This is a genomic window from Pseudoduganella sp. GW821-FHT12E03, from assembly GCF_058807115.1.
On record NZ_JBXAQJ010000002.1, the window covers coordinates 17252 to 37096 of the forward strand.

General features: G+C 64.5%; 16 protein-coding genes. 6 read left to right on the forward strand and 10 right to left on the reverse strand.

The genetic code is table 11. From position 1 onward, the window contains the following. Nucleotides 1-38 precede the first annotated feature (38 nt). The 4 genes from AC1RRC_RS03955 to AC1RRC_RS03970 form a co-directional block, all read right to left on the reverse strand. Nucleotides 39-1172, reverse strand: a complete 1134-nt coding sequence (locus AC1RRC_RS03955) for an efflux RND transporter periplasmic adaptor subunit (RefSeq protein WP_493053961.1) — start codon at nucleotides 1170-1172, stop codon at nucleotides 39-41. A gap of 90 nt (nucleotides 1173-1262) precedes the next feature. Continuing rightward, nucleotides 1263-1877 carry a TetR/AcrR family transcriptional regulator gene (locus tag AC1RRC_RS03960; RefSeq protein WP_493053962.1) on the reverse strand — a complete coding sequence of 205 codons (615 nt, stop codon included), beginning with the start codon at nucleotides 1875-1877 and terminating at the stop codon, nucleotides 1263-1265. A 135-nt stretch (nucleotides 1878-2012) separates the two neighbouring features. Then, nucleotides 2013-3476: an efflux transporter outer membrane subunit gene (locus tag AC1RRC_RS03965; RefSeq protein WP_493053963.1), complete on the reverse strand. Its 1464-nt coding sequence runs from the start codon at nucleotides 3474-3476 to the stop codon at nucleotides 2013-2015. A gap of 736 nt (nucleotides 3477-4212) precedes the next feature. Then, nucleotides 4213-4428, reverse strand: a complete 216-nt coding sequence (locus AC1RRC_RS03970; protein ID WP_493053964.1) for a hypothetical protein — start codon at nucleotides 4426-4428, stop codon at nucleotides 4213-4215. A 145-nt stretch (nucleotides 4429-4573) separates the two neighbouring features. On the opposite strand from AC1RRC_RS03970, the gene AC1RRC_RS03975 reads away from it, so the two are divergent. After that, entirely contained in the window at nucleotides 4574-5023 is a 450-nt protein-coding gene (locus AC1RRC_RS03975) for an FKBP-type peptidyl-prolyl cis-trans isomerase (protein ID WP_493053965.1), read from the forward strand. A gap of 3 nt (nucleotides 5024-5026) precedes the next feature. Beyond that, the gene (locus tag AC1RRC_RS03980; protein WP_493053966.1) at nucleotides 5027-5836 is read left to right on the forward strand and encodes a 2-keto-4-pentenoate hydratase; all 810 of its coding nucleotides are present in this window, start codon (nucleotides 5027-5029) and stop codon (nucleotides 5834-5836) included. A 50-nt stretch (nucleotides 5837-5886) separates the two neighbouring features. Here AC1RRC_RS03980 and AC1RRC_RS03985 read toward each other — a convergent pair whose 3' ends face one another. Then, complete coding sequence (locus tag AC1RRC_RS03985) at nucleotides 5887-7500, reverse strand: alpha-amylase family glycosyl hydrolase (protein ID WP_493053967.1); 1614 nt, start codon at nucleotides 7498-7500, stop codon at nucleotides 5887-5889. Nucleotides 7501-7510: 10 nt separating this feature from the next. Next, nucleotides 7511-9931 (reverse strand): glycoside hydrolase family 31 protein, encoded by a 2421-nt coding sequence (locus AC1RRC_RS03990; RefSeq protein WP_493053968.1) that lies wholly within the window; start codon nucleotides 9929-9931, stop codon nucleotides 7511-7513. Between the two features lie 177 nt (nucleotides 9932-10108). Between AC1RRC_RS03990 and AC1RRC_RS03995 the strand changes: the two genes are divergently transcribed. The 4 genes from AC1RRC_RS03995 to AC1RRC_RS04010 all read left to right on the forward strand — a co-directional run bounded on the left by AC1RRC_RS03995 (nucleotide 10109) and on the right by AC1RRC_RS04010 (nucleotide 15278). Further along, nucleotides 10109-11458, forward strand: a complete 1350-nt coding sequence (locus AC1RRC_RS03995; RefSeq protein WP_493053969.1) for a maltoporin — start codon at nucleotides 10109-10111, stop codon at nucleotides 11456-11458. Nucleotides 11459-11469: 11 nt separating this feature from the next. After that, nucleotides 11470-13320, forward strand: coding sequence for a glycoside hydrolase family 13 protein (locus tag AC1RRC_RS04000; RefSeq protein ID WP_493053970.1), 1851 nt, complete (start codon nucleotides 11470-11472; stop codon nucleotides 13318-13320). Between the two features lie 60 nt (nucleotides 13321-13380). Continuing rightward, the gene (locus AC1RRC_RS04005; RefSeq protein ID WP_493053971.1) at nucleotides 13381-14607 is read left to right on the forward strand and encodes a sterol desaturase family protein; all 1227 of its coding nucleotides are present in this window, start codon (nucleotides 13381-13383) and stop codon (nucleotides 14605-14607) included. A gap of 89 nt (nucleotides 14608-14696) precedes the next feature. Continuing rightward, nucleotides 14697-15278 (forward strand): malonic semialdehyde reductase, encoded by a 582-nt coding sequence (locus AC1RRC_RS04010; protein WP_493053972.1) that lies wholly within the window; start codon nucleotides 14697-14699, stop codon nucleotides 15276-15278. A 71-nt stretch (nucleotides 15279-15349) separates the two neighbouring features. Here the strand turns inward: AC1RRC_RS04010 and AC1RRC_RS04015 are convergent, their stop codons facing one another. From AC1RRC_RS04015 to AC1RRC_RS04030, 4 genes are all read right to left on the reverse strand, one after another. Beyond that, nucleotides 15350-17023: a cation acetate symporter gene (locus tag AC1RRC_RS04015; RefSeq protein WP_493054689.1), complete on the reverse strand. Its 1674-nt coding sequence runs from the start codon at nucleotides 17021-17023 to the stop codon at nucleotides 15350-15352. Between the two features lie 20 nt (nucleotides 17024-17043). Then, on the reverse strand, nucleotides 17044-17376 hold the full coding sequence (locus AC1RRC_RS04020; RefSeq protein WP_493053973.1) for a DUF485 domain-containing protein: 333 nt from the start codon (nucleotides 17374-17376) through the stop codon (nucleotides 17044-17046). Between the two features lie 177 nt (nucleotides 17377-17553). Beyond that, nucleotides 17554-18228 carry a flagellar brake protein gene (locus AC1RRC_RS04025; RefSeq protein ID WP_493053974.1) on the reverse strand — a complete coding sequence of 225 codons (675 nt, stop codon included), beginning with the start codon at nucleotides 18226-18228 and terminating at the stop codon, nucleotides 17554-17556. Between the two features lie 239 nt (nucleotides 18229-18467). Continuing rightward, nucleotides 18468-19844 (reverse strand): wax ester/triacylglycerol synthase family O-acyltransferase, encoded by a 1377-nt coding sequence (locus AC1RRC_RS04030; protein ID WP_493053975.1) that lies wholly within the window; start codon nucleotides 19842-19844, stop codon nucleotides 18468-18470. Nucleotide 19845 lies beyond the last annotated feature (1 nt).

Here is a 19845-nt window from a genome sequence, read left to right on the forward strand (position 1 = left end):
GGCGGCGCCTTCGCCCGCCAAGTTGAAACGGTTCTCGCTCATGGCCGTGCTCCCACGGCGGTGGCGCCTTCGCCCGCCAGACGCACCTGTTCACCTTCGCGCAGCAGGTGGGCGCCGAGCGCGACGATCCGCTCGCCTTGCTTGAGCTGGCCGCTGACGCGCGCGTCATTGTCGCCCAGCCGCTGGACCGTCACCGGCCGCCACGACACCTTGGCCGGGGCGCCCTGAATGACCCAGACGCCGGGTCCTTTGCCGGCATCGTACAGGGCGGCGAGCGGAACCGACAGGCCGGCTGGCGCCGCCTGGGGCGCCGCATGTGCCGCCTGCGCCGCCGGCGCTTCCGGGATCTCGATGGTGACCGTGGCGCCCAGCGGCGCGTTCGACAGGTCGCCCTCGAGCACATAGCGCGCTTCGAACGTGCGGGTCAGGCGGTCGGCGGTGTCGGACAATTGCCGTAGTTTGGCTGGCACGGCGCCGCTTTCCCGGCCGAACAGCGTGGCCATCGCATGGGAGCCGAGCGCCGGGCGCAGGGTTTCCGGCAACTGGATGATGGCTTCACGGCGGCCGGCATGCGCCACGCGCACCACGGCTTGTCCCGCGCCAACCACCTGGCCCGGCTCGGCCAGGGTTTCCATCACCACGCCATCGGCGTCCGCCACCAGTTCCGCGTAGCGGTTCGCGTTGCGCGCCACTTCGGCCTGGGCTTCGGCCGCATTGAGCTGGGCGCGGGCGGCATCGGCCGCCGCCCTGGCCTGGTCATAAGCCGAGGCCGAGATGGCGCCGGTGCCGCGCAGGCTTTGGTAGCGGGCTTCGTCTTCGGCCGTTTGCCTGGCCCGTGCACGGGCGGCGGCGACCGCTTCCTGCTGGGCATGGGCCGCCAGCTTCAGGTCGGCGGGGTCGATGCGCAGCAAGACCTGGCCGCGCCGGACGGTTTGTCCGGCATCGACCAGGCGTTCCAGCACTTTGCCGGCCACCCGGAAACCGAGGTCGCTTTGGACCCGGGCGGCGACGATGCCGGTGAAGGCGCGCGACCCGGCGGCCGCGTTCTGAACGGTGGCGGCGCGCACCAGCGGCGCCGCGGTGCGTGGATCGGATTGCGCTTTGTCGCCGCAGGCGACCAGCGCGAACGGCAAGGCTGCAATGGCAGCGGAGAGAGCGATGCGGCGGAACATGGAAATCCCTTAAGAAAACCTGACAGGATTTCATTTTGGGACTAGTGACTAATTTTGTCAACGGTCACAAACCGTCGCCAGCAAAAAAAGTCAGGGGGACAGGCTGCGCAGCACCAGGTTGGACAATTGGGCCGGGGCATCGTCCGTATAGTCGAAGCCGTATTGCAAGAGCAGGGGATTGATGTAGGGGCGCATGACCAGGAAGATCGCGCTGGCGGTTTCGTCGAGCGGCGTCTTGCGTTCGAATTCCCCGCTTTCCCGCCCCAGGCGCAAGATGTCCCGCAACATGGCCTGGACGTGTTCTTCGTAGTCCAGCACCACCTGCCAGCGCTCGGTCGCGGCCGATGCGGCGATGTCATACAGCTTGCGCTCTTCAAAGAGCAGGCGCAGGCTCGCTTCCACGGCGGCCTTGAACATGCGCCGCAACTGTTCCGGCGGCCGGTCCGTGCTGTCGATGGCGGTTTTGATGTCCGCTTCGAGCTGGCTGATGCAATTGGCGCAAATCAATTCGCCGATGGCTTGCTTGGACTCGAAGAATTTGTAGATATAGGCCTTGGAAAAGCCGATGGCCTTGGCAAGGTCCGAAACAGTGGTCTTTTGATAACCATACAAGGCGAAGTGCTTGGTGGCTTCGGCAATGATTTGATCGCGTACCTCGTGGTCGACGGGGCCGCGGGCGGCGGGAGGGGAGCTGGGCTTGTTCATGGCCGCTAGCTTAGCGCGCGGCGCTTATTTGTACAATAAGTGACCAAGTTGTAATTTGGTCGCAATTGGGGGCATGCCGGCGGCGCGCCATGCCCGTCCCTGGCGCGCCCGGCCAGCCCGTGTTCGCCATGGTTTTTAATGGGCCGAGGCGATGGCGACGGCGTTCGCGGGTTGCCAGCCGCCGCCCAGCGCCCTGAAGGCAGCGACCGCCGCGCGCGCCGATTCGGTTTGCGCCTGCGCGCGCATATCGCTGGCGCGCAGCAGGTTTTCATCGGCCTGCAAGACTTCAATCAGGCTGACCACGCCTTTTTCGTAGGCGGCAAACGAAGCCTCGCGCGCGCGGCCGAGTGCGTCCACACCCCGGACCAGGATGCCGGCCTGCTGTTCGCGGCTAACCAAAGCGGAAAACGCGTTTTCCACGTCTTCGGTGGCGCGCAGCGCGGCCAGCCGGTACGCCGCCAGCGCTTCCGCTTCCTGCCCTTTGGCCGCGTCGATTTGCGCGTTGATGCGGCCAAAGTCGAACAAACGCCAGCGCAGGCCCAGCACGCCGGCGGCCTGGCTGGCGCCGCCGCTGAACAGGTTGCCGGCGGAAACCGATGTCGCGCCGCCGATCAAGCCACTCAGGGAAAACTTGGGGTAATACTCGGCGACCGCCATGCCGATGCGCGCGTTCGCGCCCGCCAGGCGGCGTTCGGCGACGATGAGATCGGGGCGCCGCCGCAGCAAGTCGCCCGGCGTTCCCGCTAGCGCGATGCGCGGCGCGGCGGGAATCCCGCCCGGCGCCGTCAACATGTCGCGATGGGCGCCGGGCGCCGTGCCCAGCATGACGTCCAGTGCATTCATGGCCGCCTCCAGGCCGGTGTCGAGGACGGGTATCGATGCCTGCACCTGGGCCAGTGCGCCCTCGGCTTGCCGTACCTGCAATTCCGGCGCCAGCCCCTTCCCATAGAGCAGATTGATCGTCGACAGTAATGTCTGTTGCGTCCGCACCTGGTCGCGGGCCACGCGCAAGCGGGTCTGCAGGCCGCGGATCGTGATATAGATGTCGGCGGTCTGCGCGGCAACCGCCAGCCGCGTTGCCGTCAGGCCCGCCTCTGACGCCTGGTAATCGGCCAATGCCGCTTCGCGTCCACGCCGCAAGCCGCCGAACACGTCCAATTCCCAGCCGGCCGCGAGGTTGGCTTCATAGCTGTTGCCATGGCGGTCGAGCCCGGGCCTTGAATTCAGGATTTGGCCCAGCGGCGTTTCAAGCGACTGGTAGGCGCGCGCGCCCTGGGCGCTGATATTGCCGGAAGGAAGAAGCGCGGCATTGGCCACCCCCAGTCCCGCGCGCGCCTGGGTGACGCGCGCGGACGCTTGCGCGAGATCCAGGTTCTGCTGCAGGGCTAGTGTGATGAAGCGGCTCAATTGCGGGTCGCCAAAGCCTTCCCACCATACCGTGAAGTCGGCGCTGGCGCTGGCTTGCCGTTGCTCGATTGCGGCTAGTCCCAGGTAGCGATCCGGCAGGGCGGCGTCGGGCCGGACGTAGCCTGGCCCGACCGCGCAACCGGCGGCCAGCGTGGCGAGAGCGGAGAGGAAGAGGGTGCGTTTGAGTCGCATGGGCATCTTTCATGGCACGGGGAATGTTGGTGTCTAGTGACGATATCATAAAGTGGTCACTTTGTGTGTAAGATTGTTGATGGCGCCGAGACGGCATGCCCGCGCAACGCGTTGCAACTTGGCGAAGTAGAATCCATGGGATGGCGCGCGCCATCAAATTGTTGCTGTGGGCATCATACGACGACCGGAATAGGGTTGTGACTAATGATTGATTGAGTCATAAGGATTTGCCATCCCAGCTTGGCGTGCTCAATCACCGCTTCCTTCGTCCGCCTGCGATCTTTTCATTATGGTTAATCGCATTCTCAACGATGGATTGAAGGCGGCGCCTGGCGCCTGATACTGCACGTGTCTCCTCGACTTCTCCGGTTGGTCAGGCGGGCTTGGTCCCGGCCGGAAGGCGTGGGAACCTGGCTATATTGGTCGCGAAGGGGGAGGGTGGGCAATTGCGAAATTCACTAATGCGGCCTATGAAATTGCGTGCCGGGGAAGGCGTCAGACGCCTGACGGGCCGTTGCACCCGGGCGCGGCTGGAATGGCATCCATATGCCTGCCCGCGGCTTGCGCAGTGGCTGCGCCGGCCACGGTTGCATCAATCCCGATAGCCGATTATTTCAGCGTAACGCATGCATACGCTCTTTTATGGCGCCCTGTGCCGGTCTGCCGCCGGAACTCGATGCGCTGTGCCGGGAGATGGCGGAGCAGGGGCTGGCCCCGGCGTATGAGGCGGTCCGGCTTAGGCTTGATCGTGCTGGAAGCACTGTATGACAGCAAACGCCGCGGCTGTTTTTGTATGGGCCGCCGTCATCCGGTCGTACAAGTCCTGGGCCAGCAGGCCGTAGACATCGACCTTGACGCACTGGCTCAGCTCGTACGCGACTTCCTGCTCCTCGGCAAGCGCCACCGCAAATTCGCGATAGGCCGCCGCGCCTTCCTGGCGATAGATCGACATATCAACCCCCACTGTTCAAAGGCATCATTGCATCATATACGAGTTATCCGCAGCGCAGCGCCAGCACCATCGTTCAGCGAAGCCGGGATAGGCGGTAAAATTACCGGCCCTGTTCCATCCGTTGTACTTCACACGAAAGCATTGAATGAACCGACTGTTGATTTCCTGCATTACCGGCCTGGCGCTGACCCTGTCCCTGGCTGCCTGCGAGCGCGCCAAGGCGCCTGCACCGGTCGAATCCGCCGCTGCCGCCGCCGTCCCGTTCCAAAAGCTCGATACCGTGCCGGGTACCGGCAAGGAAGCGGTCGGCGGCGCCACGGCCGTGGTCAATTACACCGGCTGGCTGTACGAACCGAACGCTCCGCAGCAGCACGGCGCGCAATTCGACTCGTCGGTCGGCCGCGGCCCGTTCAGCTTCGCGCTGGGCGCCGGCCAAGTGATCCCGGGCTGGGATGAAGGCGTGAAGGGCATGAAGGTCGGCGGCAAGCGCACCCTGATCGTGCCCGCCAGCATGGGGTATGGCAGCGGTGGCGCCGGCCCGATTCCGCCGAACGCCACCCTGATTTTCGACGTCGAGCTGCTGGACGTGCGTTAAACCATGTCACCCGACGACATCTCCCTGGCGTTCCGCCAGGCGCGCCTGGCCGCGCGCCCGCTGCCCGGCTACCCGGGCGATCATGTTCCCGCAACACTGGCCGATGCCTATGCCATCCAGGAAGCGTCGATCGCGGCCTGGCCGGATCGGCTGGTCGGCTGGAAGGTGGCCGCGATCCAGCCGCAATGGCGCGCAACCTATCCGGCCGAGCGGGTGTACGGCCCGGTATTTGCCCGGTCGCTGTTCTATTCCGCTACCGCTGCCGGTCCCGTGGATGCGCCTGTGATTCCCGGCGGTTATGCGGCGGCCGAGGCCGAGTTCGCCTTGTGTCTGGGCGACGACTTTCCCCTGCATACGCGATTTGAGCGGGCGTCCGATTTGTTGCCCTTCGTGATGTCGGTGCACGCCGCCATGGAAATTGCCGGCAGTCCCCTCGCCACGCTCAGCGCGCTGGGCCCGGGCGCCGTCATCAGTGACTTTGGCAATAACATCGGCCTGGTCATTGGCGCGGAGCTGCCGGATTTCTTCAAACGCGAACCGGCCGGCTGGCGGGTGGAAACCGACGTCAACGGCACGCAAGCGGGCAGCGGCGGCGCCGACCGTATCCCGGGCGGACCGTTGGCCGCGCTGCAATTCCTGGCCAACAGCCTGGTCGGGCGCGGCAACACGCTGCGTCCGCGCGAGTGGGTGTCCACCGGCGCGAGCACCGGTGTCCACCCGGTCAAGGCGGGCGATCACGTGGCGGTGCGCTTCGACGCCACGGTGACCCTGGCCATGCGGATGGCCGAGGCGGCTCCGGCGGCGCAGGGCTGACTTCCGGCGTCGCCGCCAGCCATAAACCTTGCCCGCCCCGCCGGCGGGGTTCATGGCTGGCCGGCGATCGTGCCGATCATCCACCCATACGGCGCCAGCGTGGCGCCGTCTCCCTGCCAGCCCGACGCGTACAGCGGTTCAACGCGCTGCGGATCGAACGTCACGGCCGTTGCCGACAGGTTGGCCAGCACCACGATCCGTTCATCATGGCCGCCGCGCGTAAAACCAATCGCGCCGGCTGGCAATCCGTCCAGGAACGCCGTGTCGCCGGTGCGCAGCGCCGCGTGGCGGCGGCGCAGGCCGATCAAGGCCTGGTAATGCGCATACAGCTCGCCATCGAAGGCGTTCCAGTCGAGCCGGTACGGATCGAACAGCACCGGCCACCCGGTCCATGTCGGCTCATCGAATTCCTGCCCCATCAGGATGTGCGGCACGCCATCCATGGCCAGCAGCACGGCCGCCGCCGGGCGGTGCGCCGCGCGGCCCAGGAAGGCCGACGCGCGTCCTTGCTCCTTGTCTTCCAGCCAGCGCATGCGCAGGGACCCGCGCGGGAAGCTGTAGGTCGATTCGTTCCAGTAGCGCGCGAACGCCGCGCCGTCCGCCTCGCCGCGGGCGCAGCGGCGCAGCATGTCGCGCGTGCCGCCTTCATACGTCAGGTCGCAGGCGGCCAGGTGGTGGAATTCGTCATACGATTGTGAGATCAGGGCGATGTCGGGCCGCAGCGTGGCCAGGTCGGCCCGGATCTCGTCGAGGAAATCGCACGGTGTGATGTCGGAATCGTCGAAGCGCAAGCCATCGAACCCGATCCGTTCGATCCAGCCGCGCATGCTGTCGATCAGGGTGCGGCGCAGCGCGCGGTCGGTGAAATCAAATCCGGCAAAGTACTCGCGGTTGGGCACCGCGTAATAAATGCCGCCGTCGGCGCGCCGCGTGTACCAGTGCGGATGCGTGCGCGTGAACGGGTGATCGACGCTGCTGCGGTTCAAGGTCCAGTCCATGATCACGCGCATGCCGCGCGCGTGCGCGGCATCCACCAGCGCGCGCAGCGATTGCGCATCGCCCAGCGCCGGATCGATCGCATCGAAATCGCGCACCGCGTACGGGTCGCCCAGCGTGCCGCGCCGTCCCTCGGCGCCGACCGGGTGGAACGGCATGATCCACAGCACGTCGACACCCAGTTCGCCCAGGTAAGCCAGCTTGGCGCGCACGCCGTCGAAGTCGCCGCCGAAGGCCGGTACCGACAACTGGTAAATCACGCCGTCGCGCAGCCACGCCGGGCTGGCCAGCGCGGCCCGCGCATGCAGCGGGCCCGGTGCGGCGGCATTCAAACCGGCCTGGCGCATCAGCACCGCGCCGCTTTCATCGACCGTCAGGCACGAGTTGTTCTGGCCATCTTCGGAAATCCACGGGTTGGCCGGATCGGGTATCCACTCCGTGCCATCGATGACGAATTTGTACAGGTGCCGCCCGGCGGGAATCGGCAGGGTGGCTTGCCAGCGCGTGGCGGCAACGGGTTCCATCATGCAGGCGTCGCCCACCCAGCTGTTGAAGGTGCCGGCCAGCGCGACGCTGCGCGTGCCGGGCGCGGCATCAAAAACAAAGCGCACGCCGCCAGGTGTGCCGTGGGGCAGCAGGGCCGGGTCGGGGCGGAATTGCAAATCCATGGTGATCCTTTCAGAGAGCGGTGTCGGCTTGCGCCAGGGTGATGCGCAGGGCGCCGGTATTGGCGCGCATGGAGGGCAGCGCCAGTGTCAGCTGGCGGCGCTGGGCATCCCAGTCGAATGGCAAGGCGTGGCCGTCCAGCGTGACGCCGGCGGGACGCGTGCCGATGTTGTGGATGACGAAGCGCAGTTCGCGCGGCGCCGCCGTGTAGTGTTTGCCGGTCTCGTCGCGCAGGGTGATGGCCAGTTCCTTGCCGGCCAATGCGCTGGCGAAATGCAGCAACTGGTATTGCCCGCGCTCGTACGCATCGGGCGTCTTGCCATCGTCATCGTAGATTTTGCCGTGGCCGGCCGCAACGTTCGGGTGGTGGTAGTAATGCACGGCCAGTTTGGCCAGCGAATAGTCGCGCGTGCTCTGCACCGGTTCGACCTGGCCAATGAACGCGCCGGCCCGCACGAACACGGGAATGTGCTCCGGCGCCAGGTTCACCATGTGGATCATGCCGCCCGCATATTCCTTGTCGCTGGTGTGGTCAAACCAGGGCCCGCGCTTGGGCAGGTAGACCGGCTGGCGCTGCGCCTGCGGCGTCAGCACCGGCGACACCAGTAAATCGTCGCCCCACAGGAAGGTGTCCGAGACCAGGCGCAGCGCCGGGTTGTCCGGCTCGTCGAACATCAATGGCCGCATCAGCGGCATGCCGTTGACGTGGTTGTCGAAAGCCAGCGTGTAATTGTAGGGCAGCAGGCGGTAGCGCAGGCGCGTCGCGTCGCGTGCGCGCGCCATCGCGGCGGGCGAGCGGTAGACCGGTTCGGACGCGACTTCTTCCTGCCCGTGCGGGCGGAACACCGGCTGGAACGTACCGTATTGCATCCAGCGCGCATACAGTTCGTCGTCCAGGTTGGCGCCGGCAAAGCCGCCCAGGTCGGAGTGCATGTACGCCACGCCCTGCATGCCCATTTGCAGCGACAGTTCCGGCTGGCCCTGCAAGCCGCCCCAGGTGCGGTTGGAGTCGCCCGAGGAAGGAATCAGGCCATAGCGCTGGGAACCGGAATAGCCGGCGCGCGCCAGGATGAACGGGCGCTCGGCCGGATAGTCGCGCTTGTAGCCGTCGGCCATCATGCGCGCCCATTCGTGGCCATACAGGTTGTGCACCTGGTCGGCGCTGCCGGTGGCGTGGCGCATTTCGGACGGATGGCCTTCCGGTTCGCCGAGGTCGCAGAAGCACCCGGCCACGCCCTGCGCGTGCAAATCCTTGTAGCGGTCCCAGAACCAGTTGCGCGCATCGGGCTTGAAGATGTCGATCAGGCCGGTGCTGCCGAAGTAGACGTCGTACACCAGCGGCTTGCCGTCCGGTCCCTTGGCCAGCACGTCGCGCTTGAGCGCTTCCTGCCAGCGTTTCGACGTCGTCATCACATACGGTTCGATGCTGACGACCGTCTTGACGCCCTTGGCGGCAAAGTCGGCCATCATCTTGCGCGCATCCGGGAATTTCTCCTTCACGAACGCCAGATTGCCGACCTGGCCCTTCATGTCCACGCCGTACCAGTAAATGTCGAAGATGATGGCGTCGAGCGGGATGCCGGCCGCGATGTACTTGTCCACGGTGTCGCGCGCCTCGGCTTCGGAATGGTAGCCGAAGCGGCTGGCGAAGGCGCCCAGCATCCAGCGCGGCGGCATCGGCTGGCGGCCGGTCAGCGCGGTATAGCTGGCCAGCAGTTCGGGCCAGCTGTCGGCGGCAATCACCTGGTAGGTGCCGCGCCCGCCCTGGGCTTCAAAGGCCAGGGTGTTGTCGCGCCGGCTGTCGATGTCGACGTCGCCGCGCTGCGGATTGTCGAAGTGGATCGCGTACAGCTTCGACGACATGACCAGCGGCAGCGCATACGCCACCTGCTCGGAATGGGTCTCGTAGCCGTAGTGGGCCTTGTTGTAGAGCGGCAGCTTGTAGCCGCGCCGGTTCATGCCCAGCACGCGTCCGCCGGCGCCGTAAATCACTTCGTCCGGCGTCAACGTGAAGTCGATGCGTTTGCCCTGCGCGGTGCGCGCAAAGCCGTTTTTTTCCGCCGTCAGCGGCTGGCCGCGATAGGTGTACGACAGCGCGAACGGCGCCCGTTTCACTTGCACGCCGAGCGCGCCCAGGTCGAACCGCAAGCCGTCGGCCTGTTCGCGCAGGGTTGCGCCGGCGGGCAGGGCGGCCGGCTTCAGCACCACCGCGTGCGAGGCGGGATCGTAGCGTTCGCCGGCCGGCACGAACGTGGTTTCCACAATCTTGTCGGTGTACGGGCGGATGCGGTAAACGCCGTCGCTGACGGCCAGGTCGAGGCCGCCATCTTGTTGTTTCCAGGAAATTAAATTGCGTTCGGCAGCCAGCGCCGGGGCCAGGGTTGCAGTACATGCTGTTGCAAAAAACAACAGCAAAGTGGGGCGAAGCGGCATGGTCATCACAGGGGAGGTCGGTTGGGGGAAATGTCGGTAAAACAGATCATCTGTGTAATTTAACTACCAATGTGTAAGAAAGTAAACATTGTTCGATAAAAAAGCCCGTGATATCATCGGTAATTGCATTTCTATCAATGTGATAGTTACGTAATTTAACTACAGGTGATGGGTATAATGAAAAAAACTTTCCGCGCCGCCACACTGCTCCTGGCCTGCGCACTCCCACTGTCGGCCGCCGCCCAGGACGAGGAGGGCTTCCACGGTTACCTGCGCGCGGGCTTTGGCGCCAGTTCCACCGGCGGGCCGCAAAGCTGCTTTGGACTGGGTGGCAACACCATGAAATACCGGCTCGGCAACGAGTGCGATGCGTACACCAAGTTCGGCTACACCAAGAACGTCGCGCAGGTCGAGGGGGTGAATTTTTTCACCACCGTGTGGCTGGCCGGCTACAGCCCGACCTCGGAATTCAACAGCGCCCGCACTGAAATCAACAAGGCCTACATCGAGGCGCGCGGGCTGCCGTTCCTGAACGGCGGCAATGCGTGGATCGGCAAGCGCGACTACCTGTGGAGCGATGTCCACATGCTGGACCTGTGGTACGTGATCCCGACCTACAACAGCACCGGCGCGGGGCTGGACCGGATTCCCATGGGCCCCGGAAAATTCTCGTATGCCGTGTTCAAGGACAACGACTACAACGTGATCGGTCGTGCCCGCATGGCGGACCCGGTGGGAGGCCCGGCGGGCCAGCCGCCCACTGAGCCGACCGGCCCGGCCGGCGCGGTGCCTGGCCCAGTTGTCGACACCTCGGCGGCGATCCGGCACATGTTTGTCTACCAGGACTTGCCGGTCAACCAGGGTGGCACGTTCAATGCGATCACCACGCTGGTCCAGGCGCAGCGCGGCCCGGAATTGCCGGGCGCGCCGCAGCGGCATGGCGGATGGAACATGACGCTGTATCACAAGCAAAGCGTGGGCGGCGGCGTGAATACGGCGGGCCTGCAATATGGCGTCGGCCCCGGCACCGGCGTGGGACCGGGCTCGAACGAAGGCGTCGCGCTGTTCGGGCCGTCCGGCAGCACGGTACTCGGCCGCGACGTGACGCAATGGCGCGCCTTCGACTACCTGTGGATCCAGCCGACCCCGCACTTCGGCATGTCGTTCATCGCGCTGATGCAGCGCGACAAGTCCAACGCCCAGGGTTCCACCACCTGGACCAGCATTGGCGCCCGTCCCGTGTTCGGCATCAACCGCTACTTCAAGCTGCAATTCGAATTCGGCGCCGACCGCCTCACCGATCCGGCCGGCGGCCCGGCGCGCCGGCTGACCAAGCTGACCATCGCACCGACGATTTCCGCCGGACCGGGCTTGTGGGCGCGCCCGGAATTGCGCGCCTTCATCACCTATGGCAAGTGGAACAGCGCCGCCACGCCGCTGGTCAACGCCGCCAACAGCGGCGGCCCGGTGTACGGCACGCGCACCAGCGGCTTGTCCACCGGCGTGCAGGCCGAGACCTTTTTCTGAGGAGTCGGAAGATGAACAAACTGCTGGCGCTGGCCGTGTTCGGCCTTGCCCTGGTGTTCGATGCGACGGCCCAGGATTACGCCATCCGGCACCTTGAACCGGCGTCGTGGTGGACCGGCATGAAGAACCCGCGCCTGCAATTGCTGGTGCATGGCGAGCGCATCGGCGACTTGGCGCCGAGCCTCGAGCACGGCGGCGTGCGGATCGCCAACGTCATCCGCACCGATAATCCGAATTACCTGTTCATCGACCTCGACATCGGCGGGCGGGCGCGGCCCGGCGAGCTCACGCTGAAGTTCACCAGGCACGGCAAGGAAGTGCTGCGCCATCCGTTCCGCCTGGCGCCGCGCGCGCCCGGTTCCGCGCAGCGCAAGGGTTTCAGTCCGACCGACGCGATTTACCTGCTGGTGCCGGACCGCTTCGCCAACGGCGATCCGTCCAACGACAGCGTGGCCGCGCTGGCAGGGGAAAAAACCGACCGCGCCAACCATGACGGCCGCCATGGCGGCGACATCCGTGGCATCCGCAACCACCTCGACTACATCGCGGACCTGGGCTTCACCATGCTGTGGCCGGCCCCGCTCAATGAAAACAACATGTCGAAGTATTCGTACAACGGCTACTGGATCACGGACTTCTACAATGTCGATGCGCGCCTCGGCAGCAAGGAAGGCTATCGCCAGATGGTGCGCGAAGCGAATGGCAAGGGCCTGGGCGTGATTTACGACATGGTGTTCAACCATATCGGCGCGGACCACTGGTGGATGAAGGATCTGCCGGCCCGCGACTGGATCAACCCGCACGGCAAGGTCACCCGGCACGCCCACATCTCGGTGCAGGACGTCCACGCATCCAGGGAAGACAAGGCTAATTTCACCGAGGGCTGGTTCACCGATTACATGGTGGACCTCAACCAGCGCAATCCGCTGCTGGCCACTTACCTGATCCAGAACAGCATCTGGTGGACCGAATACCTGGGCGTGTCCGGCATGCGCGTCGACACCTATTCGTATTCGGACCAGGACTTCCTGGCGCGCTGGTCGAAAGCCTACCGCGACGAATATCCGAACCTCACGGTGGTGGGCGAGGACTGGCATGACAGCCCGGCCGTGGTCTCGTACTGGCAGCGCGGCAAGCGCAACCACGATGGCTATGTGTCGTCGGTGGCGTCCGTGATGGATTTCCCGATGCACTACGCGTGGCTGTATGGCATGAACCAGGCGCCGGGGGAACACGCCGGCCTGAAACGCATCTACGAATTGCTGGCGCACGATTTCCTGTACGCGGATCCGGGCCGGCTGGTGATCTTCCCCGGCAACCACGACACACCGCGTTTTTTCTCTTCGCTGCGCGAAGACTTCGACCTGTACAAGATGAGCATCGCCTGGTACGCCACCATGCGCGGCATCCCGCAACTGTATTCCGGCGATGAAATCCTGATGACCAGCCCGCTCGAACGCGCCGACGGCATCGTGCGCGGCGACTTCCCCGGCGGCTGGCGCGGCGACCCGGTGGACGCCTTCAACGGCGCCAACCTGCCGGCGCGGCAGCTGGAAGCGCAGCGGCTGGTGCGCAAGCTGTTCAACTGGCGCAAGCAGTCGAAGGCGGTCGGGCAGGGCAAGCTGATGCACTTCACGCCGGACAACGGGACCTACGTGTATTTCCGCTATCACGGCAACGACAAGGTGATGGTGGTGTTGAATGAAAACCGCGCCGACACCGTGCTGGCCATGGCGCGCTTCCGTGAAATGCTGGGCCGGCAAACCAAGGGCACCGATGTCCTGACCGGCAAGACGTACGAACTCGGCGAACAGGTCACGTTGCCGGCGCGCTCGGCGCTGGTGCTGGAATTAAAAGAGTAGGAGCAGGGGAGACAAAAGCATAGAGGGTCACTGACGTATTTTTCTTTCATGGAGAATCAAATGAAGAACATCGAACCAACGCTGGAAAGGAACATGCTGGCGTCTGCCGCCGGCTATTCGCCGCGCATGCTATGGCAAGCCATCGGCAGGCTGTTGCTGCCGCTGTGGCGCAAGGACCTGGCATTCAAGCGCACCGGCTGGCAATACGCGCTGCTGATGGCGATCGCGGCGTTCGCGATTGTCTATGGCGCCTGGCAGCAGGAAGTCATCCATAATTTCAGCGCCTTGCTCAACACCAAAGCCGCCACCGTGTTCTACATGGTGCCGTCGCTGGCGCTGAACACGCTGGACCCGTCACTAGCCGAAGTGCTGGTGTGGATCGCGATCGGACGCGCCTTGTTTGCCATCTTCTGCGCCTGGCTCGACATGGTGTTCCACAAGAAGATCACCGGCCGCCCGTTCGACTGGGAATCGATGATCAACGTTGCTCTGGTCAATGGCCTGTTCTCCTTCGCGGCACTGTTCGCGGTCCTGAACCAGCCGATCCGCGACTGGCTGGCGCATTACGACGCCCTGGTGGCCCAGGTGCCGACCCTGGTCGACCTCAATGGTTCGGTGGCGCTGGTGGTGGCGATGCTGATCGGCGACTTTTGCTTTTACTGGTCGCACCGTCTGTGCCACGAAACGCGCTGCTTCTGGAACCTCGGCCACATCAGCCACCACCGCAACCGCAACCTGACGCAAATGACCTGTGCGATCGAGCCGGGTTGGCTGCCGCTGCAGGCGGCGGGCGGGCTGGCGCTGCTGCTGTTGCCGGTGATGTCGAAATTGTTTACCAGCGATATCCGCGATGCGGGCATGGCGCTGGCGGTGCTGATGGTGATCGATATGCTGGTCGATCCCTCGCACTCGATTTTCATGTACTGGGTCGAATCGAAATCGCGCGTGCTGCGGGCGCTGCGCACGGTCTTTGTCACCGTGGGCGTGCATTACATGCACCACTCCAATGAGGTGACCGGGCCGCACGGCACCGGCGTGAATTTCGGCGCACGCCTGAGCATCTGGGATCGCGTGTTCGGCACCTATGCCGAGCCGCCGACAGCATTGCCGCGCACCGGCCTGTTCGACCCCGAGGCCGACCTGTGCGTCAATCCGCTGCGCTATGTGCTGCAGCCATTCGTGCGCATGGGCCTGGAGCTGCGCGGTAACAAGCTGAGCGACTGGCCCTTTATCCTGTTTGGCAGCACGGATTATGAGCCGCCCAATCCGGTGCGCATGAGCCGATAGCGGAAAACTGTCGCCTGCCGGATGGCCGCCCCGGCAGGCGCCGCGTGTTTCGTGTACGCTGCCATTTTTTAACATCCTTTGAAAAAATCATGCTGAACCAGACCGCCCTCGATACCCTGTTTTACCAGGCCCACACCCACAACGGCTGGCAAGACCGCGACGTCACCGACGCCCAGCTCGAACAACTGTACGATGTGCTGAAATGGGCGCCGACGTCGGCCAACGGTTCGCCGGCCCGCTTCGTGTTCGTGAAATCCAAGGAAGCAAGGGAGCAATTGGTGGCCTGCATGTCGCCCGGCAACCAGGCCAAGACCGCGCAGGCGCCCGTCACCGTCATCATCGGCATGGACTTGCAGTTCCACGAAAAGTTGCCGCAACTGTCGCCCGCCGTCGATGCGCGCGCCTGGTTCGCGGGCAACGATGAACTGATCCAGGCCACCGCCTTCCGCAACTCGTCGCTGCAGGGCGCCTACCTGATCATGGCCGCGCGCGCCCTCGGCCTCGATTGCGGCCCGATGTCCGGCTTCGACAACGCGAAAGTCGACGCCGCTTTCTTTGCCGGCACCACTGTCCGCTCGAACTTCGTGTGCAGCATCGGCTATGGCGACGCATCGAAGGTGCGTCCGCGCGCGCCACGGCTGGCGTTTGACGAGGCGTGCAGGATCGCCTGAGGCAAGCCGTCTCCCGGAATACAAAAAGCCCGCGACAGCGGGCTTTTTACTCTCCACAGGCCTGCGGATGATCAGTGCGCGGTCGCCCCCGCCGCGCCGATGCCGGTTTCCGAACGCACTTCCTGCGCCTCGAAGCCGGCGCGGTCAATCGCGGCGCGCTTGCTTTGGTCCGTCACCGAGAACAGCCAGATGCCGACGAAGCCGACCGTCATCGAGAACAGCGCCGGCGAGGTGTACGGGAAGATCGCCTGGGCGTTGTGGAACACGTCGACCCACACGGATTTCGACAGCACGGTCAGCGTCACCGCAGTCAACAGGCCGAGGAAGCCGCCGGCGGTGGCGCCACGGGTGGTGCATTTGCTCCACAGGACCGACATGAACAGCACCGGGAAGTTGGCCGAGGCGGCGATGGCGAAGGCCAGCGACACCATGAAGGCGACGTTCTGTTTTTCAAACACGATGCCCAGCAACACGGCGATGACGCCGAGGACGATGGTGGTGATTTTCGACACGCGCAGTTCGCTGCCTGGTTCCGGACGGCCTTTCTTGATCACGGTGGCATACAGGTCGTGCGATACGGCCGAGGCGCCGGACAAGGTCAGGCCGGCCACCACGGCCAGGATGGTGGCGAAGGCCACGGCGGAAATAAAGCCGAGGAAGATGTCGCCGCCAACCGCGTTGGCCAGGTGCACGGCCGCCATGTTGTCGCCGCCCAGCAGTTTGCCGGCGGTATCCTTGAAGCTTGGGTTGGTGCCGACCAGCACGATGGCGCCAAAGCCGATGATGAACACCAGCGCATAGAAATAACCGATCCAGGTGGTGGCCCACAGCACCGACTTGCGCGCTTCCTTGGCGTTCGGCACGGTGAAGAAACGCATCAGGATGTGGGGCAGGCCGGCGGTGCCGAACATCAGCGCCATGCCGAACGAAATGCCGGAAATCGGGTCCTTGATGAAACCGCCCGGGCCCATGATGGCGTCGCCCTTGGCGTGCACTTCCACCGCGTTGGCGAACAGCGCCGACAGGCTGAAGTCATACAGCTTCAGCACCGAGAAGGCCATGAAGGTGGTGCCGGCCAGCAGCATCACCGCCTTGATAATTTGCACCCAGGTGGTGGCGGTCATGCCGCCGAACAGCACGTACACCATCATCAGCACGCCGACCAGCACCACGGCGACATAGTAATCGAGGCCGAACAGCAGCTTGATCAGCTGGCCGGCGCCGACCATTTGCGCGATCAGGTAAAACAGCACGGTGACCAGGGTGCCGGATGCCGCGAACATGCGCACCGGCTTCTGGGCGAAGCGGTACGCCGCCACGTCGGCAAAGGTGAAGCGGCCCAGGTTGCGCAAGCGTTCCGCCATCAGGAAGGTCAATACCGGCCAGCCGACCAGGAAGCCGATCGCATAGATCAGGCCATCGAAACCGTTGGCAAACACGGCGGCGGAAATGCCGAGGAAAGACGCCGCCGACATGAAGTCGCCGGCGATCGCCAGGCCGTTCTGGAAGCCGGTGATGCCACCGCCGGCGGTATAGAAATCGGAGGCCGAGCGGGTGCGCTTGGCGGCCCACTTGGTGATGAACAAGGTCAGCAGCACGAAGGCCGCGAACATGGTGATCGCGGTCCAGTTGGTGGCTTGCTTGGCGGCCTGGCCCAGGTCGGGGGCGGCGATGGCGCCGCCGGACATGGCCAGCAAGGTCAGCGCCGTGGCGGCGATGGTGCGGGACGCCGGACGGGTGCGCATGTGCGTATTCATCGGGATGCTCATGCCGCCACCTTGGCCGATTCGGCGCCTTCGGCGTTCTTGTGGATGGCCTCGGTCAGCGCGTCGAATTCACGGTTGGCGCGGCGCACGTAAATGCCCGTGATGGCGACAGTGAACACGATCACCAGCAAGCCCAGCGGCACACCGCGCGACATCACGCCGTCGCCGATTTTCGCCGCCATGAAGGGCTTGTCGAACGCGTTCAGGGCGGTGAAGCCGTAGTAGACGATCATCACGGCCCAGGCCAGCATCCAGCTGTAGCGGGAGCGGGTCTTGACCAGCTTCTGGTAGTTCGGGTCAGCCTTGACCCGTTGCACGACATCGTGTTCCATCTTGTCTCCATTCGTTTTGTAAGGCCTGGCATGTTGAACCAAGCGGGCAAGGGCGATCCTAAGCGCGGTTGCTTACCGGTTGCTTACGGTAGAGAAAGGGGGGGAAGCGGAGGCGGTGCGGAAGGGGCGGACGAGGATGTGTGGCCGGGATGGTGTGGCACCCCGGCGCGGCAGGCTTCAGCAGCGCCGCTGGCCGCTGTTCATTTTATCGAGCAGGCCGGTAATCTTGCTTTCCATCTCGGGCGGCAAGTTAAGGAACTTGCAGCCGATGTGCAGTTGCTCGCCCAGCAGGAACGAGCGGTATGAACGGGGCAGGCGGATTTCCAGTTCGCAGACGATCACGGTGTCCGCGCCCAGGTCGAGCCGCACGTCCTGCAACTTGCGTCCCTTGATCAAGCCTTTGGCATCGCTCTTCGAGCAGCGCAGGCCGACTCCGCCCACCGAGAAATCGTACAGGGGCAGTTCATAGGGATTGCCGTTCATCACAAACGTGGCCATGAAATGGGCGCCCAGCGGCGTTTCCAGGCGCTCCGACGAGCGCCGGTTCAGCACCGCGCACGTCTCCGGGAAAATCATCGGGATCAGTTGCGGCTTGCCTTTTTGCGAGTTCCAGGCCTTGTCGGTCAGCGTGAATTGCAGTTTCGCCGTGCGCAGCCAGGCCACGAACGTGACTTTGCCCGGCGGCAGGGTAGCGCCCTCGTTCAATTCCATCACGAAGTGGGGCAATTCGGGATCGACCGACAGAATGCGCCCCAGGATCACCTCACGGCTGCCGGCGGCGTACATCGAGATGGCGTCGCCGCTCTCCGACAGCAAGGTCAGCGCGTCGCCGATGTCGTCTTCACTCGTCATGTCATGCGGCTTGGCGGTCGCCGCAATCGGAGTGATCGCATCTTGTGCCCGTGGCGGACCCTTGCGGATCGGGACGGCTATTGGATCATTTAGCAACATGTCTTTTGGCTATGATTGTTAAATGTGACATGACGTTTTCTGGGTCAAGTTCACAATTGAAAGCCATGATAATCCTCTGATTTCTTAAAAGCAATATGCTGTGGATTTTAGATAAGAATCTGTGGTGAAAACCCCATACTTCAGCCTGCCGTAACTTCATTGTCGTGGACATGGCCGGCCAATGCCGCCACCCCCTCCGGCACCGGCGCCAGTTCGCGCGTGGCCGCTTCCAGCTCGTCGAAGGCGGCATAGGTCAGTGCCATCAAACGTTCCGGGTCCGGCACCTGTTCCTTGTCCACGAACAGCGCCAGCTGGATCTGGCCGGCATACGAGATGAAGGCCAGGCCCACCCCCAGTTTGCCGGCCTGCGGCACCCAGCAAATCAGGTCGGTCATGCGCGAGCCGGCCAGGTAGCGCCGCCCGCCCGGGCCTTCGATATTGGTCAGCACCACTGAACCCTTGGAGGTGAACAGGTTCAGCGCGAAACGCTGTAACGGCGCCGGCAGGCAGCCGGCAATCGACAGGAACGCCATGGTGGCGCGCGGCTGGTGCGAGCGCTTGATGGCGGTCATGCGCGCGCTCGACTGGCGCAAGCGCGTGACGGCGTCGTCGATATTGGTCGGCAAGTCCACCGCGACCAGGCCGAATTCATTACCGAGCTGGAAAGCGTTGGCTTTTTCGCGCAAGTTGAACGTGACGGCGGCGCGCAGCGCGCGGCCATCGACCCGTTCACCGCGCTGCTCCAGGTACGTGCGCAGCGCGCCGGAGACGGCCGCCACCCATGCATCGTTCAGGGTCACGCCCATGCGCTTGCTCATGGCGCGCACCCGTTCCATTTGCAGCGGCGGCAGCCAGACCAGCTGCTTCTCGCCATACATGGGATTTTTCAGCCGCGTGCGCGCATCGGAAAACAGCATCGACAGGCGCGAGACGTGGAACGCGATTTTCAGGTGGGTGATGCCGCGCGCCAGCGCCGAGCACACCGTGTTTTGCACCACCGATGCGCGGTGCGGATGGTCGGCCGGCGAGGGCGTGCGGCAATGCAGGCCGTTGTCGTCCGTCAGGTGGTTCAGCACGTGCACCAGCCCAAGGCCGTCGGTGATGCAATGGTGGACCCGGAACACGATGGCGTGGCCGCCGTTGACCTTGTCCAGCACGGTCATGTGCCACATCGGCCGGCCACCGGCCAGCGGCTGGTGGGCCAGGCGCGTCAGGTGTCCCTGCAGCGCTTCACGGCTGACCTCATGCTCCATCTGTTCCAGTTTGATGTGGTCCGCGATGTTGAATTGCAGGTCTTCCACCCAGTGCGGGCGGCCGCGCCGCGGTTCGACTTTTTGCGTGAAGCGCGGATAGTTCGGCAGGCGCTGCGCGATGGTCGAGACCAGGCGCTCCATGTCGACCGGTCCTTCGAACAGCAGGATGCTGTTGATGACCATGATGTTGTTGTCGGTGTCCATGCGGTGCCATGCATAGTCGCGCCGCGTCATGGGCGCGGCCGATTGCCGGTGTTGATTCATT